At 52.3% G+C, this 15,423-nt stretch carries 15 protein-coding genes; 6 read left to right on the forward strand and 9 right to left on the reverse strand.

Going from position 1 to position 15,423, the window contains the following annotated elements; all coding sequences use genetic code 11:
- Positions 1 to 13 precede the first annotated feature (13 nt).
- Entirely contained in the window at positions 14 to 688 is a 675-nt protein-coding gene (gene prsW / locus IRJ17_RS20435) for a glutamic-type intramembrane protease PrsW (protein ID WP_063226921.1), read from the reverse strand.
- Between the two features lie 82 nt (positions 689 to 770).
- Here prsW and IRJ17_RS20440 point away from each other — a divergent pair, with 82 nt between their 5' ends.
- Positions 771 to 1,742, forward strand: coding sequence for an asparaginase (locus tag IRJ17_RS20440; protein ID WP_122963602.1), 972 nt, complete (start codon positions 771 to 773; stop codon positions 1,740 to 1,742).
- Positions 1,743 to 1,905: 163 nt separating this feature from the next.
- Here IRJ17_RS20440 and IRJ17_RS20445 read toward each other — a convergent pair whose 3' ends face one another.
- Entirely contained in the window at positions 1,906 to 3,195 is a 1,290-nt protein-coding gene (locus IRJ17_RS20445; RefSeq protein ID WP_063226919.1) for a Glu/Leu/Phe/Val family dehydrogenase, read from the reverse strand.
- Positions 3,196 to 3,508: 313 nt separating this feature from the next.
- On the opposite strand from IRJ17_RS20445, the gene IRJ17_RS20450 reads away from it, so the two are divergent.
- Positions 3,509 to 4,261 carry a PIG-L deacetylase family protein gene (locus tag IRJ17_RS20450; protein WP_173595801.1) on the forward strand — a complete coding sequence of 251 codons (753 nt, stop codon included), beginning with the start codon at positions 3,509 to 3,511 and terminating at the stop codon, positions 4,259 to 4,261.
- 80 nt (positions 4,262 to 4,341) lie between these two features.
- On the opposite strand, the gene IRJ17_RS20455 is transcribed toward IRJ17_RS20450, so the two are convergent.
- From IRJ17_RS20455 to IRJ17_RS20485, 7 genes are all read right to left on the reverse strand, one after another.
- Positions 4,342 to 4,941, reverse strand: a complete 600-nt coding sequence (locus IRJ17_RS20455) for a genetic competence negative regulator (RefSeq protein ID WP_122963604.1) — start codon at positions 4,939 to 4,941, stop codon at positions 4,342 to 4,344.
- Positions 4,942 to 5,229: 288 nt separating this feature from the next.
- Positions 5,230 to 5,595: a hypothetical protein gene (locus IRJ17_RS20460; protein ID WP_122963605.1), complete on the reverse strand. Its 366-nt coding sequence runs from the start codon at positions 5,593 to 5,595 to the stop codon at positions 5,230 to 5,232.
- Positions 5,596 to 5,779: 184 nt separating this feature from the next.
- Positions 5,780 to 6,691 (reverse strand): NAD(P)/FAD-dependent oxidoreductase, encoded by a 912-nt coding sequence (locus IRJ17_RS20465; RefSeq protein ID WP_173595799.1) that lies wholly within the window; start codon positions 6,689 to 6,691, stop codon positions 5,780 to 5,782.
- A gap of 60 nt (positions 6,692 to 6,751) precedes the next feature.
- Complete coding sequence (locus tag IRJ17_RS20470; protein WP_173595798.1) at positions 6,752 to 7,459, reverse strand: LysM peptidoglycan-binding domain-containing protein; 708 nt, start codon at positions 7,457 to 7,459, stop codon at positions 6,752 to 6,754.
- Entirely contained in the window at positions 7,456 to 8,037 is a 582-nt protein-coding gene (locus IRJ17_RS20475; protein ID WP_122963608.1) for a CPBP family intramembrane glutamic endopeptidase, read from the reverse strand. Before IRJ17_RS20475 ends, IRJ17_RS20470 begins: the two co-directional genes overlap by 4 nt.
- A gap of 18 nt (positions 8,038 to 8,055) precedes the next feature.
- On the reverse strand, positions 8,056 to 9,564 hold the full coding sequence (locus IRJ17_RS20480) for a RecQ family ATP-dependent DNA helicase (RefSeq protein ID WP_242771758.1): 1,509 nt from the start codon (positions 9,562 to 9,564) through the stop codon (positions 8,056 to 8,058).
- The gene (locus IRJ17_RS20485; protein WP_173598785.1) at positions 9,557 to 10,675 is read right to left on the reverse strand and encodes a YpbB family protein; all 1,119 of its coding nucleotides are present in this window, start codon (positions 10,673 to 10,675) and stop codon (positions 9,557 to 9,559) included. The genes IRJ17_RS20480 and IRJ17_RS20485 overlap by 8 nt, the downstream gene beginning before the upstream one ends.
- 87 nt (positions 10,676 to 10,762) lie before the next feature.
- Here IRJ17_RS20485 and IRJ17_RS20490 point away from each other — a divergent pair, with 87 nt between their 5' ends.
- The 4 genes from IRJ17_RS20490 (at position 10,763) to serA (ending at position 15,401) form a co-directional block, all read left to right on the forward strand.
- Positions 10,763 to 11,680, forward strand: a complete 918-nt coding sequence (locus IRJ17_RS20490) for a hypothetical protein (protein WP_122963611.1) — start codon at positions 10,763 to 10,765, stop codon at positions 11,678 to 11,680.
- A 103-nt stretch (positions 11,681 to 11,783) separates the two neighbouring features.
- Positions 11,784 to 11,990, forward strand: coding sequence for a ferredoxin (locus tag IRJ17_RS20495; protein ID WP_031305339.1), 207 nt, complete (start codon positions 11,784 to 11,786; stop codon positions 11,988 to 11,990).
- 680 nt (positions 11,991 to 12,670) lie between these two features.
- Positions 12,671 to 13,825 (forward strand): pyridoxal-phosphate-dependent aminotransferase family protein, encoded by a 1,155-nt coding sequence (locus IRJ17_RS20500; protein ID WP_122963612.1) that lies wholly within the window; start codon positions 12,671 to 12,673, stop codon positions 13,823 to 13,825.
- Complete coding sequence (serA, locus tag IRJ17_RS20505; RefSeq protein WP_242771760.1) at positions 13,818 to 15,401, forward strand: phosphoglycerate dehydrogenase; 1,584 nt, start codon at positions 13,818 to 13,820, stop codon at positions 15,399 to 15,401. The genes IRJ17_RS20500 and serA overlap by 8 nt, the downstream gene beginning before the upstream one ends.
- The last annotated feature ends 22 nt before the right edge of the window (positions 15,402 to 15,423 follow it).

Consider the following 15,423-nt stretch of genomic DNA (forward strand, 5'->3'; position numbering starts at 1 on the left):
TCCTCCTTATCGTCTATTGTGGACGCGAAGAAAGATTTTTAGAACCGTATTCATGAGCGCGCTGCACCTTTTTCAAGCCTTGCCACCAAAGAATCAGCATGAACGGCACGATGACTACCAGCCAGTTTTGGATCGAAAGAAAAATGGCGTTGTACAAAGCGTGAAGTCCAATCGGCAGGACGATGGACAGCCAGAGAAACGTTTTTTCCTGCTTGCTGTTTTGCGAGAACTTGGCCCGCCCCAAATAATAGCCCATCCATACAGCGAAAAGCGCGTGGCTGGAGACAGGCAAAAAGGCGCGCCAGAAGGCAATATTCATCCCGTTGATGATCAAATAAAACAAGTTTTCCAAAGTGGCAAAACCGAGCGACACGGCGACTGCATACACAATTCCATCGTAAGGCTCATCAAATTCCACATGCTTGTAGACTGTGAAAAAGATGACCATCCATTTGAAAAACTCTTCTACTACAGCGGACTGGATGATTTCCGCGACAATTCCGCTCCGCCAGTTCCATTCATTCTGCATGATGTACTGGAGTACCATAATCGGAATCACCAGCAGCATCCCAAAGATAAACGACCGGATAACCATGGAAATCGGTTCCGGTTCGAGACTGTCACGCAGGTAAAAATAACTCATGATGGCGATACCGGGGGCAATTGCCGCGCCGATCATTGCGATCATCTTTTATTGCTCCTTTACACAAGGCTGTTATTCATCGTACCATGAATAATGGTTGATGAAAACCCGCTACAGGAGAGAGATCATGACAAAAAAAATATTGGTAGTCAATACTGGTGGCACGATCGCCATGTCCGTAGATGACACAGAAGGCGTCAAACCGCTGGATGACCAAGCTGTAAACAAAATCCTTCCTTTTTTAGAGCGTTACGCGGACGTCACCATGAAAAACGTACTGAATTTGCCAAGCCCGCACATGACTCCCAAGATCATGAACGACTTGCGTCTGCAAATCGAAGAAGAATTTCGCCAGGAGCAGTATGATGGGGTCGTCATCACGCACGGAACCGATACATTGGAAGAGACAGCGTATTTCCTTGACCTGACGCTTTCCGTCAATGTTCCGATCGTTGTTACCGGGGCTATGCGCAGCAGCAACGAGCTTGGCGCTGACGGTCCGGTCAATCTGATTTCCTCCGTTCGCGCTGCCGCTGATCCAGCCAGTCTGAACAAAGGCGTGATTGTCGTGTTCAACGATGAAATCCACGCCGCTTGCCATGTGACGAAAACCCATACGAGCAACGTCGCCACATTCCAATCGCCGCAATACGGCCCGATCGGAACAATCGCGAAAAAAAGCGTGCAGTATCATCACGCTCCATTGGATCGCGAGCATTACAACATCACCCACGCCGATGCGAATGTGCCGCTGATCAAGGCCGTTGCCGGCATGGAGCCAGCTTGGCTGCAATTTTTGCTGGAGCAACCGATTGACGGATTGGTCATCGAAGCATTCGGTCTCGGCAATCTGCCGCCAGCGATCATCCCGACGCTGCAGCAACTGCTGGATCGCGGAATCCCGATCGTGCTCGTGTCCCGCTGCTACAATGGACAAGTTCAGGACATTTACGACTACGAAGGCGGCGGCCGCAAGCTGAAAGAAATGGGCATTATTTTCTCTAACGGTCTGAATGGTCAAAAAGCTCGTCTCAAGCTGATCGTCACCTTGCAGACGACGCGCGACTTCCAGGAATTGCAAAAGTTGTTTGATCAATAAAAATGAAATGAACAAACCCCCTCTTTGCTTCGACAAGGAGGGGGTTTTCATTGTTTTTCCGTCTTTGTTCAACCAATGTTCAATGTTCAACCAAAAAACAAAGGCTTCGCCCACATGAGGCGAAGCCTGTTTCTTCTCAATATATGGAGGGTCGTTTGTTTGATTAAACCCAGCCGCGGAAGCGAGAAGCTTCTGCCATTTTGCGTGCACCGACCATGTAAGCGGAAAGGCGCATGTCCACACGGCGCGTTTGCGACAGGGAATAAACACTTTCAAACGAGCGAACCATTACTTTTTCCAATTTCTCTTCTACTTCTTCTTCGCTCCAGTAGTAACCTTGGTTGTTCTGTACCCACTCGAAGTAAGAAACGGTTACACCACCAGCACTTGCCAGTACGTCTGGTACAAGCAGAATGCCGCGCTCAGTCAAAATCTTGGTTGCTTCGAGTGTAGTCGGGCCGTTAGCCGCTTCTACGACGATTTGCGCCTTGATGTTGTGAGCGTTTGCAGCAGTGATTTGGTTTTCGATAGCCGCTGGTACGAGAATGTCGCAATCCAGTTCAAGCAGCTCTTTGTTCGTGATGGTGTTGTTGAACAACTTCGTTACGGTACCGAAGGAATCGCGACGATCGAGCAAATAGTCGATATCCAAACCGTTTGGATCATGCAGAGCGCCGTAAGCATCGGAGATACCTACTACTTTTGCTCCTGCATCGTGCATGAATTTCGCCAGGTAGCTACCAGCGTTACCAAAACCTTGAACGACAACGCGTGCACCTTTTACATCGATGTTGCGGCGTTTTGCTGCTTCGCGAATGCAAATGGTAACCCCTTTGGCTGTTGCTGTTTCACGTCCATGCGAACCACCAAGTGCAATCGGTTTACCGGTAATGAAACCAGGCGAGTCAAATTCACGGATACGGCTATATTCGTCCATCATCCATGCCATGATTTGCGAGTTCGTGAAGACGTCCGGAGCCGGAATGTCTTTCGTTGGACCCACAAGTTGGCTGATTGCGCGAACGTAACCGCGGCTCAGTCTTTCCAGTTCACGGAAGGACATTTCACGCGGGTCGCAAATGATACCGCCTTTACCACCGCCATATGGCAGGTCGACGATACCGGCTTTGAGGCTCATCCAGATAGAAAGTGCTTTAACTTCATCCTCAGTAACTTCCGGGTGGAAACGAATGCCCCCCTTGGTCGGACCAACTGCATCGTTGTGCTGAGCACGATAGCCCGTAAACACCTTTACTTCGCCGTTATCCATGCGAACCGGAATGCGTACGGTCAAAACGCGTAGCGGCTCCTTCAAGAGTTCAAACATCGATTCTTGGTAACCTAGTTTATCCAGTGCTTCCTTGATCACCGTTTGAGTCGAGTGCAGCAAGTTCAATGTTTCTTGCTTTTCTTTCCCTTCGGTGCTTTCGGTTACCACGTCTTGATTACCCATTACTTACCACCTCAAAAATGTTATCGGTCAATGCAGCCTTTAGTATACACGCTTGTATCAGGTATGAGAAGCGAAAAAAAGTTTTTTTTCCATTTCGAAAACGTTTTCTTCTGTTTGCCTGCATATAAATACAACTATTTACCAGCCGCTTGTATCAGCAAACGAATGGCCCGGACGCGGCTTCCTGTCCCTAAAAACGCACACTGCTTGGTCGTTGTAGTGTTCCCAAAGTGCACACTTTCATTACCGAACCCATCGATTTATGTCATAATGGAAACAGTAATTCTGGAAGTTTATTCATGGAGGCGTTTTTATGAAAAAAAATAACATTTTGTTCGTTTACGCTCATCCAGACGACGAAACCTTCGCGTCCGGCATCACGATTTCCAAATACACCCAGGAAAACAAGGCAGAGTGCCACTTGCTTTGCGCCACGAGAGGCCAAGCTGGCAAGCCAGGCAATCCCCCGCTTTGCTCCATCGAACAATTGCCCGCATACCGCGAGCAGGAGTTGCGAGAGGCTGCTTCCCTTCTCGGACTTGCGAGCGTGGAGCTGTGGGATTATCAGGATAAGCTGTTGAATACAGTGCCCGTCGACGAGCTGGTCAAGCGCATTCATCAAGCGATCGAGGTATTGCAGCCTGCTGTCCTCGTTACGTTTGCCCCGCATGGCATCTCGGGACACCCGGACCATCAGGCGATTTCCCAAGCCACAACCAAGGCTGTCCAGACGTTGGGTGCTGAGACGAGCGTGCGCAAGCTCTACTACGCGACACGCCCTTCCAATGGACCGTTCGGAGCGATCGAGCCGCCGTTTTCCGATCCGATCGAGAACATTACTACCATCATCAACGCTCCCGAGTACAAACCGCAAGTGGCAGCCGCCCTGCGTGCGCACAAAACGCAGCACCTCTCGGTAGAGCGCGTCTTCCCGGGTGTTCCTTCCGGCGGATTTGACGCAGTCCCGCCAAGCAACCACTACATTTTGGCCTGGCACAATCTGCCTAGCTATTCCGTTTCCGCTGACAAAAAAGAAGCCGACTTGTTCGAGGGCATGGGCGTCTGAAAATAATCGAGACAGCAAAAGCACCTAGTAGCCACTAGGTGCTGTTTATTCTCCCAGGCACTTCACCATTTCATTGCGTCTCACGTGAAATGTCTGCATATTTCCTTGACAGCATCGTCGGCAACGACAACCTTGCCATATTCTTCCAGGACATAAATCGTTGTCGGCGTCGCTTCCCCGTACTCAGAGAGAATCGCAATCAATTTGTGGTATCGCTCCTGATCCAATTCCACCTCTTCTAACACCAGATGATATTTCCCCTGGTAGAAGTAGGCCGCCCCTCCATTGGTCAGCAAAGCATTGATACGGTGGGCAGCTTCAACCATATGCTCAAAGTCACGGAAGGCGTAAATGATTAGATCGCTTTCCTCTAGGGTGACTTCTAATTCATATACTTCCTCGTCCTCGAATTCTTCTTCTTTTCCGTCCTTTGAGCCTGTTTTGCCGCGAGTAACGATCACGACCATACCCTGAGCTGGCAAGGCGAACACTTCAACTGCAACAGGCCCTGACACTTCAAACCCTAACTCGTGATAAGCCTGCTCCATCATGTCGTTGAACAGTTCATGAACTTTAGGAATGTCACGCCACATGTCTTCTTTTTCTATCCCGCGCTCTGTTAGGTCGTCAAACGTTAAAAAGATTCGTATTTTGTCTTGACCAAGGCGTTCAACACGCATGACTGTCCCTCCTCGCCATCCAGTCGTACTACAAAATATGATGCTGAGCCTGTAAGAGTTCTCCGCATTTTCCGACGAATGCCTGCGCTGCATTCAACCATTTTTTTCGCATTTGGGAAAATCCGGGGTAGTCCTATCATATCACATTTAGTAGCGGGAACATAGCCACCTGACACTCTACGCGGCTCTTCGTGCACTTTCGCACACACGTGTCGATTCGGACGTTTGAAAAGCAAACTTTGTAGCAGCCTGTCATTTCCTGCGCTTTCCCAGGAAAAGCTGCTCGCGTTATCGCCATCCAATCATGAGCGCGACTGTGGCCGCCAGGAAGGTGGGAACGGGCATTTTGACAAATTGGATCAGCAGGACAAAAAAGGAGAAGAAGCATAACGGTCCATGGAGCCAGCCCGTTTGCAGCATGCGGCCGTACAGGTACTGGCTGATGTGAAAATGCAACAGACCGAACAGCAAGGCAGTAGCTCCGATGAACAGGAACGCAGACAGAATGATCTCCACAGGCGAAAACAGAAACATGGACACCCAATCCCCGATTCGCTCTGCATGCAAATGTTTCGCAGGAAAAACCTGCTGGGCAGCACTTCCCAATAGCCATGCCAGAAGTCCGACGAACAAGCTCCTCCCCATGACCAGCATGATTTTTCAAAGCCTCCCGATTTTTATCTTCCCCCCATATATATTGAATCCCGCTCGTTCGGGTTCCGGGCGCGCCTAGTCCGAACAGAAAAAAACGCCGCATGCTTGGGCGTTTGTTCTCGCGCAATCCTTTTTCGCTCTCCTGTTGCCCCTTCGCTTTGCCGTTTGTCTTTCTGCGTCCGCTTCACGCCTTGTTTTCCTGTTCGCGCAGCCGCTTGTGAATCCAGATAGCAGCCTGCGCGCCGTCTCCCATGGCGATTGCAACCTGCTGGGAGTGGCAAGCGATGTCCCCGACTGCCCAAACGTTGGGATGATCCGTCTCCTTTGTGCGCGGGTTCGTTCTTACGTGGCCTTTTTCATCGATATGTACAGAAAAGGCTTGCAACAGTCCGGTCTTGGCCGTCGCACCAGGGAAAGCCAAAAACGCCCGTGACACAGCCAGCTTTTCGCCGGAAGCAAGCTGCACGGTTTGCAGAAGGCCATCGGCTTGCACCAACTGTTCGACCCGCGCTTCATGGTAGTCGATCTTCAGACGGTTGAGGATGGCATGCTCCTGGTCGCTGACCGCGCTGCCCCCATGGTTGATCACGAGCAGACTGCGCGTGTAATACGACAGCTCCTCGGCCATCCGGACAGCGTGCTTGCCATCGCCGATAACCGCTGTTGTTTGCTCGACACATTCATAGCCGTCACAATCCGGGCAAATGAATACCGATAGCCCAAGACAGTCGCGCAGCTCGGCAATTGCCGGGAAAGGATCGGCCATTCCCGTTGCCATGACCAGCGTTTTCGCCCGCAGTTTATTGGCCTGACCCTTGACTGTCACGAAAAACTCTCCATTCGCAGCAACTGAAAGGTCTGTAACCTCATCCACGATGAACTCGGCACCAAACCGGGCCGCGTGCTTTTGCCCTTCCTGACGAAAAAAATCGCCACTGACCCCTTCGGAAAATCCGAGGATGTTCCGGTAGGCTTTGGCGACTGCTGATCGTCCTCCCGGCGCATCGATCACGACCACGCGCCGCAAGCTTCTGGCGAGCTGAATTGCCGTCTGGAGTCCTGCAATTCCGCCGCCTACAATGATGGTATCGTACATCGCAAGTCCCCCACTGCTCCAACGGTTTGCCATTAGCATAACCGCTGCGCTCCGAAACCATTACGGAGCGAGCGGGACAAGCACGACTTTTCCTTCTACAAGCTGTGCCTGCGTATGAAAGCCGTTATATCTGGCGATGCGCGAAACGTTGGAATTGTTGCCGAAGTACTTGCGAGACAACATGAACAGCGTCTCGCCTTTTTGCACGACATGCTTGACGACTCGCGGTTTTTGCGCCGTCTCTGCCGGCTTCTGCACAGGAGTTGCCGTCGCGGGCGCCGCTGGTGGCTTGGCTTGCGTCTGAACGGGCTTGTTTTCCTTTTTGGGAGTGGTTGCCGGAGTGCTGCTCGCGACTGGAGTGGCCGGAGCAGGGGTGGCAGAAACGCCCGAAGTTGGCTCCACAGGGGCAGGAGCAGGCTTGCTGGTCGCTTCCTCTGTCCCTTTTTGCTCGGCTGCTGCTGATGTCTCGGCAGGCGTAGCCGGAAGAACAACCGAAGTCGGTTCGCTCTCTGATGTAGTTGGAGTGCTTTCCGCCTTCGCCACCGTCTCGTCGCTCTCGCTAACCGCTTGTGTCTCTACGGCTTCCGTGTTTCCTTCTGTGCTGCGGGCAACGTTCGCTTTATACAGTTCAAAGCCAATCAATCCGAAAAACAAAATCCCGAATACGAAGAGTCCTGATTTGACCCATGTTTTAAACCGTACCGACGACGTTTTTGTCCGATTATGCCGGGAGCGTCGAGGCGGCAATTGGTTCATTTCCAGATTCACTCTTCCTCCCCCTTTGCCTTTTTGAGTGTCCTTTGCAAATAAAACGCCAGCGAAACATCAATGACAATATGGGCGACAATCGGCGGCCATATTGTCATTTGCTGCTCCATCAGCATCCCCAACAGCCAGCTAGTGCCAAATACGCTTACGATCAGGAGCGGCTTTTTCAAATAGCGCACATGCACGAGCGTAAAAAGAAAGCTCGTCCAGCCATTTCCGGCAAACGGTTGGATCACGCCGCGAAACAGCCACTCCTCAGCAAATCCGACGATCACACAGATCATGACGGTCATGCCCGGAGACATGGCTCCAAAAATCTTCTCGTTCAAGCTGCCATCGTCCTGCCAGCGCTTGGGTAAAAAAATCTCCATGACCAGGTTAAGCACAACGATGCCTACTGCTACACAGCACGCAATCCCTATTCCCGGCCAGCCTTGAAAGCTGAACAGGCCGAGCGTGCCTTTCCATCCGTGGACCCAGAAGCTGCTTATCGCCGCTGCTGCCAAGACCAATCCTTGCGTCAGCCACAGATTCATGCGCAGCGTGGCTTCATCCACCTCTAGCCCACTTTCTTTCACTTGCGTAATCTCTCCTTCTTATTTTTTCGGCAAAAGCATGTCCAACGCCTGCCGCAAGTTCCAACTGTTTTGTACTTCTCTTTGCAAAAGCGCTGTCTGTCTGCCTTCGTAGCTTTCCCGCTGCAAGCCGCAGCGCGAGCAACAAAAGCGGGTAAAGCCGAGGTCGGATTCCCCGAAGTATTGATTCAAATGCTTGCGCAGACAACGATCCGTCAGTACGTACGATCTCATCTCAGCCAACTTTTTCTGTTTGACCGCTTTGCGTTTTTCCGTCTCCTGCCAAATGTCCTGCACAGGATTCGCCATTTCCGTCGTCGTGCTCACCTGCGCCTTGACCAGTGCTCTTTCGGTATAAAACGTGAGCATCGCTGCCATTTCCTCAGACATGTCAATCGAAGCCAGTGCTTTTGGATCGGGAGGCGCTCCCGCACCGTAAAGTTGGCAAAACTGCTGAATCTGCGCGGGTGTGGGATATTCTTTGTCCAGCATGTACTGATGAAGGTGGATATCGTCCTGGGAGTAAAGCAGCATCGCATAGCCAGGCTGGCCATCCCGCCCGATCCTGCCGATTTCCTGCGAATACGCCTCCAAGCTGGCGGGCAGCTGGTAGTGAATGACATAGCGGATGTCCGGCTTGTCAATGCCCATGCCAAAAGCGTTCGTGGCGATGATGACATCCAGCTCTCCCGCCAGAAACTGCGTCTGGATCAGCATTCGCTCCATGCTGTTCATGCCGCCGTGATAGCCGTCTACGTGCCGTTTTCCTTCGAGCTGGTAAGCTGCCACGAGCACCTCTACCGCCTGGCGCGTGCTGCAATAGACGATCCCCGGCCCCGCAAGCTGGTCAATCAGATCAAAGGTCAGCTGGCGGCGCTCGCTCTCGCCGCCGACTTCCGCCAAATCGTAGGCAATGTTGGCGCGATTGAGCGTTTGCACCACCACATTTTCCCGGTCAATGCCAAACAGGGAGCAAATTTCCTCACGTACCGCAGTGGTAGCTGTCGCGGTCACCGCCAAAACGGGAGGGTTCCCCAGTTGTTTGACCGTATCAGGCAAGCGCAAGTAGTCCGTGCGAAAATCATGGCCCCACGCAGAGATGCAGTGGGCTTCATCGATGGCAAAAAGGGAGACAGTGGCGCGTTTGAGCGCTTGCTGGACATACGGCTGTTGCAGCTTTTCCGGCGAGATATACAACAGCTTGCACTGGCCGGACGCGATCTTTTGCAGCACTTCCCGCGCTTCTGCCGCTTCCTGTGTGCTGTTCAGATAGGCAGCCGGAATTTTTCTTTTCGTTCGCAGCTGCTGCACCTGATCGACCATCAGCGAGATCAACGGGGAAACGACCACCGTGATACCCGGCAACAACAACGCTGGAAGCTGATAGGTCACCGATTTTCCGCCGCCCGTTGCCATCAGGCCAAGCACGCTTTTTCCCGCCAGCACCCTCTTTATGATCGACTCTTGACCGGGTCGAAATTCCCCGTAGCCAAAATGCTGTTGCAACTGCTGCTGCCATTCGTTATTCATTCGACTCCTCCTGCCTGCGGGCCAAAGCCAGCCGAATTTGCAAGTAACTGACAGTCGGGCCGACACGATCCTTGATGAGTCTGAGTCTGCTCGTTTGCAGCTGCTCGCTGGCGGCCATAATCGCCGCGCGCGTTTCCGAAGACAAGTAATCCGCATCGTCCCACTCCGGGCAGCGCAAGGCGATCTCCACCAAATGATCCTCGACGGTGCTCTCTTTCACTTGTCTTTGCGCAGCAATCTCTGCTTTGTGTATTCCTCGCTGGACCAAAGCATACGTGCGGGCCGCGCTGTCGCTCAGCCGTGGATCGAGCTTGTTTTCCTGGACGACGAGCCGTGAAAGCAGGGGAAATGCCTGCTTCTCCTCGCTCAGTCGCAAAATGGAGGCAGCCAGCCCGTACCGAAACAGCAGCGTGAGATACACTTTGGACGATTGCTTTTGCTTCGCCAGCTGTCCGAGCGTCTTCCCCACTTGCGAGACGCCAGATAGCTGAGCGACCAACAATTCCTGCACTTGCGGCTGCAACGGCTCCCACAGGCGGAAAAGCTCCTCTGACAGCCCCGCTTCCCATGCTTCCCGCAACCTCGCTGGCCCGACCTGCTCTTTTACCCACTGCTGGACGGACTTGTCCATCACGACCGGCACGAATCCAAGATCTTTTCCAAGCAATTGCGATACAGTTTGCACAAGCAAGTGCAGCCGCTGCCAGAACGATTCGATGCGGGCTGCCAAATCAAAGCGGGTAAACGGCGCGAACCAGACAGCAAAACCGTACTTCTCATAAGCATGCTCGGCAAACTGGCGTCCGTTCGCCGTGACCAAAAACGTCGGTTTGGGACTTGGTCCCTCCCCTTCGCACGGTTGCAAATAGTCGTTTTGAAACAAAGTTGCAACAATTTTATCCCAATCCTCTTTTGAAAAACCCGGAAACATCCGATAATACGGATAAAGGTTGTACAAATGCACATCCTGAAGAGTCTGGTTTGCTTTTCTGCCGCGAAGGATGTAGTAAGCTGCCTGAAGCGTTCTTTCGTTCGCCAGAGGAAGCATCGCATTCAGAGCGACAGCGCATAAAAGCTCTCGTTCCTCTGCCACACTGTTTTGACTGTTCATGTGTACTCCTTGCTATTGTTCTTTTATTCTTTTTGCGGCCCTAACGACTGCACACTTTTCACTGGATTGGATTTGGAGGATTTCTTTATGACAAAACGATTGAAAAAGTCAGAATTTATGATGGCGTACATGATCATCATAACACTTGCATGTACCGTTGGTGGATTTTTTTTCGGCGCACATTATATGAAGACATCCATTGAGGCCGAGCAAGCGGCAGCCATGGAAGCCAAACAAAAAGAAGCCGAAAAGGAAAAGATGCTGCGCGAACAAAAGCTTTACAGTGAACAGGACTTCATCCGGTTTTATTATGCGGTTTACGCTCCCGTGCTTGAACTGAAGCAGGCGCATTTCGAAACGATGGCGAACTGGGGCAGCCTCGATCAAAAAGCGCGCACGGATGCGCTCAAGCAATTGGAGAAACAAGCCGATCAGACGATCAAAGACCTGGACAAAACCGTGCCGCTCCCGACCTCCCCACTGCTGGCACAAGCCCACACGCAATTTACGAACAGTGTACGGGCTTATTTGGATAGTATGGAGAATATCCGATCCGCTCAGAATAGTAATGCCTCAACGCCTGCCGTCATCGCTTCCGGCTTGACGCTTGCCCAAAACAGCTGGCTGACGGCCCAGGAAATGGTCTACCATTCCGTTGCTGCCTGGGAATCGGCCTACGTCGAGAAAAAGCCGATGCCAAAAGCAGCGCCTGCGACCGTTTCTGTGGAACAGTGGAAGCAGTATCCGTTCCACTACCGGACCTATCTGGCTGCTTTGTTTATGTCGGCGAACAAACAATGGGGCAGCTACAATCCGGAAGACTTGACCGCGCGTCTGGATCTGCTCCTGGCCTCTACTGAGTCGCAAACGCTGGGAATCAAGGACGTGGCCGCGGCAGTGAAGGTTTTGAACGCCACAGATGCTGTCCATGCTGGTGATTTCAAAAAGTTGAATGGCAAGCTTTATTCTGTCCTAAGTACCCCTGAAATTCCGCTTTACAAGTAGTCGTACATTTTTAGACTGATTCAATCTTGAAATCTTGTGAACAAGAGCATACAATGGTCTATGATAGTGGACGTACCACTTCGCAACGGGAGGTGAAACCACGATGACTACATGGGTAGATAAAGACACTTGTATTGCTTGCGGTGCTTGTGGCGCCACGGCTCCTGACGTCTTTGATTACGACGACGAGGGCCTTGCGTTCAACAAGTTGGATGACAACGCAAACAGCGTTGAAATCCCGGATATCCTTCAAGACGACGTTCGCGACGCTGCAGAAGGATGCCCGACCGATTCTATCAAAGTGGAATAGTATTCCAGCAACCAAACCTCTTACGTACTTTGTATGTAAGAGGTTTTTCAGTTTTTTTCCACTACTCCGCCATTCTGAACGGACAGTCGGCATTTTCCCGTTTCTTATTTTTTGATTTTTCGGTAAGATAAAATCATGCAGAAAAACCGAACATTCTCGCGCGTTTTTTCCACTTTTTGTGAGACTAATATCTTAACGTTCGGTTTTAGGTTGTTTTTGACCATTAAACACACTCCAATCAACTAATATTCACGAACGATAAATCTATTTTTCTTGGCATCGTTCATTTTTTCTTGTTTTTCTGCTTGACGCTGTCATTTTGCCGTGATATCTTAAGTACAAATCTTAGGAAACACCACATCACCAACAGCGATGACGAAGAAATGCTGTGCCAAAGAAATCCTCAGAGAGCCGATGAATTGCTGCGAATCGGCGGTTTCTTCCACAGATAAGCACTTCTGAGCTGCTGCGTCGAACAGGCGATGAAGTCGTCACAAGTAGGCGCGAACGGTAGATCCGTTATCTCTACAGGTCATGTACCTGCCAAGGCTCTTTTTTGAGAAAAGAAGAGCGAATGAGGGTGGCACCGCGAAGCAAGCCTCTCGTCCCTCACTGTTCTGTAATAGGAGCAGTGTGAGAACGGGAGGTTTTTTTATTGATTTATTTAGGAGGAGAGAGACATGTTCACTGACAAACTGATTTTGCGCATTCCAGGCCCTACCCCCATCCCCCCTCGCGTGCAGTTGGCGATGAGCCAGCCGATGATTGGACACCGCAGCGGCAAATTCTCTGCTCTGTTCGCACGCACGGCGGAAAGACTGAAACCTTATTTCGGCACGACCCAAGACGTGTACATCCTCGCAGGCAGCGGAACCAGCGCGCTGGAGACAGGCGTGGTCAACACGCTGCAACCCGGAGATGAAGCTGCCGTGCTCATCAGCGGCGCTTTCGGCGAACGCTTTGCGAAAATATGCGAGCGTTACGGCGTGATTGCCCACCGCCTGGAAGTACCGTGGGGCGAAGCGGTTACACCGGAGCTGGTCGAAGCTTTTCTCAAAGAAAAGCCGCAAGTAAAAGCTGTTTTCGCAACGTACTGTGAGACTTCTACCGGGGTGCAAAATCCGATTGCCGAGCTGGCGAAAACGATCCGCACTCATTCCGATGCCCTGTTTATCGTAGATGCAGTCAGCTGCCTGGGCGCAGTGGCTTGCGAAATGGATGCCTGGGGCGTCGACATCGTCGTAACCGGCTCGCAAAAAGCGTTCATGCTGCCGACAGGTCTCGCCTTCCTCGCTGCAAGCGAACGAGCCTGGAAAGTCATTGAGGCAAACAAGCCGCTCGCTTTCTATCTCGACCTGAAAGCGTACCGGAAAAGCCTCGCCGATCAGACAACACCGTACACTCCGGCCGTTTCCCTGATTTTTGGTCTGGCCGAGGTACTCGATATACTCGATGAGGAAGGGCTGCCTGCGATCATCAAGCGCCACGAGCTGATGCGCGACATGACCCGCGCTGCCATGCGCGCACTGAACGTCAACCTGATGGCCGAGGACGCCTATGCCGCTGCCACCGTCACCTCCTGCGACCCACAAGGCGCTTTTGACGCGGAGGCGCTGCGCAAAGTATTGACGAAGCAGTACAACATCACCATCGCTGGCGGCCAACAGCACATGAAGGGGAAAATTTTCCGCATCGGACACATGGGCTACTGCGAACCGCTCGATGTTCTGCAAGTGATCTCTGCCATTGAAATGTCGCTTCACCAAATCGGTGCCCCAGTCGAGCTGGGTGCCGGTGTCAAAGCTGCCCAGGAGGTGCTCATCGCACATGTATAAAGTTCTGATTACTGACCCACTTAGCGAATTTGGTATTCAACAATTGCTGGACGCCGAGGACGTGGAAGTCGTCCGCAAAACCAACCTCTCCCCTGCCGAGCTTTTGGAAATCATCGGCGATTACGACGCTTTGCTCGTCCGCAGCCAGACACAAGTGACAGCGGAAGTTCTCCAGGCCGGAAAAAATTTGAAGGCGGTAGGACGCGCCGGGGTCGGCGTAGACAACATCGATATCGCCGCAGCTACGCAAGCTGGTATTCCGGTCATCAATGCCCCGGACGGCAATACGATTTCTACGGCGGAGCATTCCTTTGCCATGCTGATGGCGGTCGCCCGCAACATCCCGCAAGCACACAAAAAACTCGTGGACGGAACATGGGATCGCAAAAGCTTCCAAGGGGTCGAGCTGAACAAAAAAGTGCTCGGCGTAGTCGGAATGGGCCGGATCGGTTCTGAAGTTGCCAAGCGCGCCAAAGCATTCGGCATGAGCGTCATGGGCTTCGACCCGTTCATGACCGAGGAACGCGCGCAAAAAATGGGCGTCATCCACGCCACTGTCGATGACATTTGCCGTCAAGCTGATTTCATCACGGTGCATACCCCATTGACAAAAGAAACCCGCCACATCATCAGCACGCGCGAATTTGCCAAAATGAAAGAAGGCGTCCGCCTGATCAACTGCGCACGCGGCGGGATCATCGACGAAAAGGCGCTGTACGAAGCGATCACAAGCGGCAAAGTTGCCGGAGCCGCCCTGGACGTGTTTGAGGAAGAGCCTCCAGTAGACAACCCGCTCGTAGGTTTGCCGCAAGTCGTTACCACTCCTCACCTGGGAGCATCGACAGTCGAAGCGCAAGAAAACGTGGCGGTCGATGTGTCCGAAGAAATCTTGAAGGTGCTGCGCGGCGAGCCGTTCAAAAATGCGGTGAACTTGCCGTCCATCCCTGCGCACGTCATGGAAAAGGTGCAACCGTACTTCCAACTGGGCGAAAAACTGGGGCATTTCCTCGCACAAGTCACGGTTGGCTCGATCTCCGAGGTCGCGATCAAGTACAGCGGCGAGCTGACCGATGTGGATACTTCGCCGCTGACCCGCACCGTCTTGAAAGGCGTTTTGTCCTTCCGTCTGGGTGAGGTTGCAAACTACGTGAATGCACCGCTTCTGGCAAAAGTCCGGGACATCACCGTTACGGAGCAAAAAACGGCGCAAAACAAAGGCTTTACCAACCTGCTGACCGTCAGCCTGAAAACGACGCAGGAAACTCGCACCGTTGCTGGTACGCGCCTCAACGGATACGGCGCGCGCATCGTCAAAATCGACGACTTTGCGATCGACGTGGCTCCAGAAGGCTACTTGCTCTACATTCACCACAACGACCGCCCTGGTGTAATCGGACGCGTCGGTTCCATTTTGGGCGAAAACAGCGTGAATATCGCAACGATGCAAGTGGGCCGTCGCGACATTGGCGGAGACGCGATTATGATGCTCTCCGTCGACAAGCCGCTTACGCCTGAGCTGCTCGACACGATGGGCGAGCTGGCTGAAGTGAAAAGCGTTACGCAAATCGAACTGTAGACAGGGGCCCTCCCCTTTTGCT

The organism is Brevibacillus parabrevis (genome assembly GCF_022701015.1).
GTDB classification, from domain to species: Bacteria; Bacillota; Bacilli; order Brevibacillales; family Brevibacillaceae; genus Brevibacillus; species Brevibacillus parabrevis.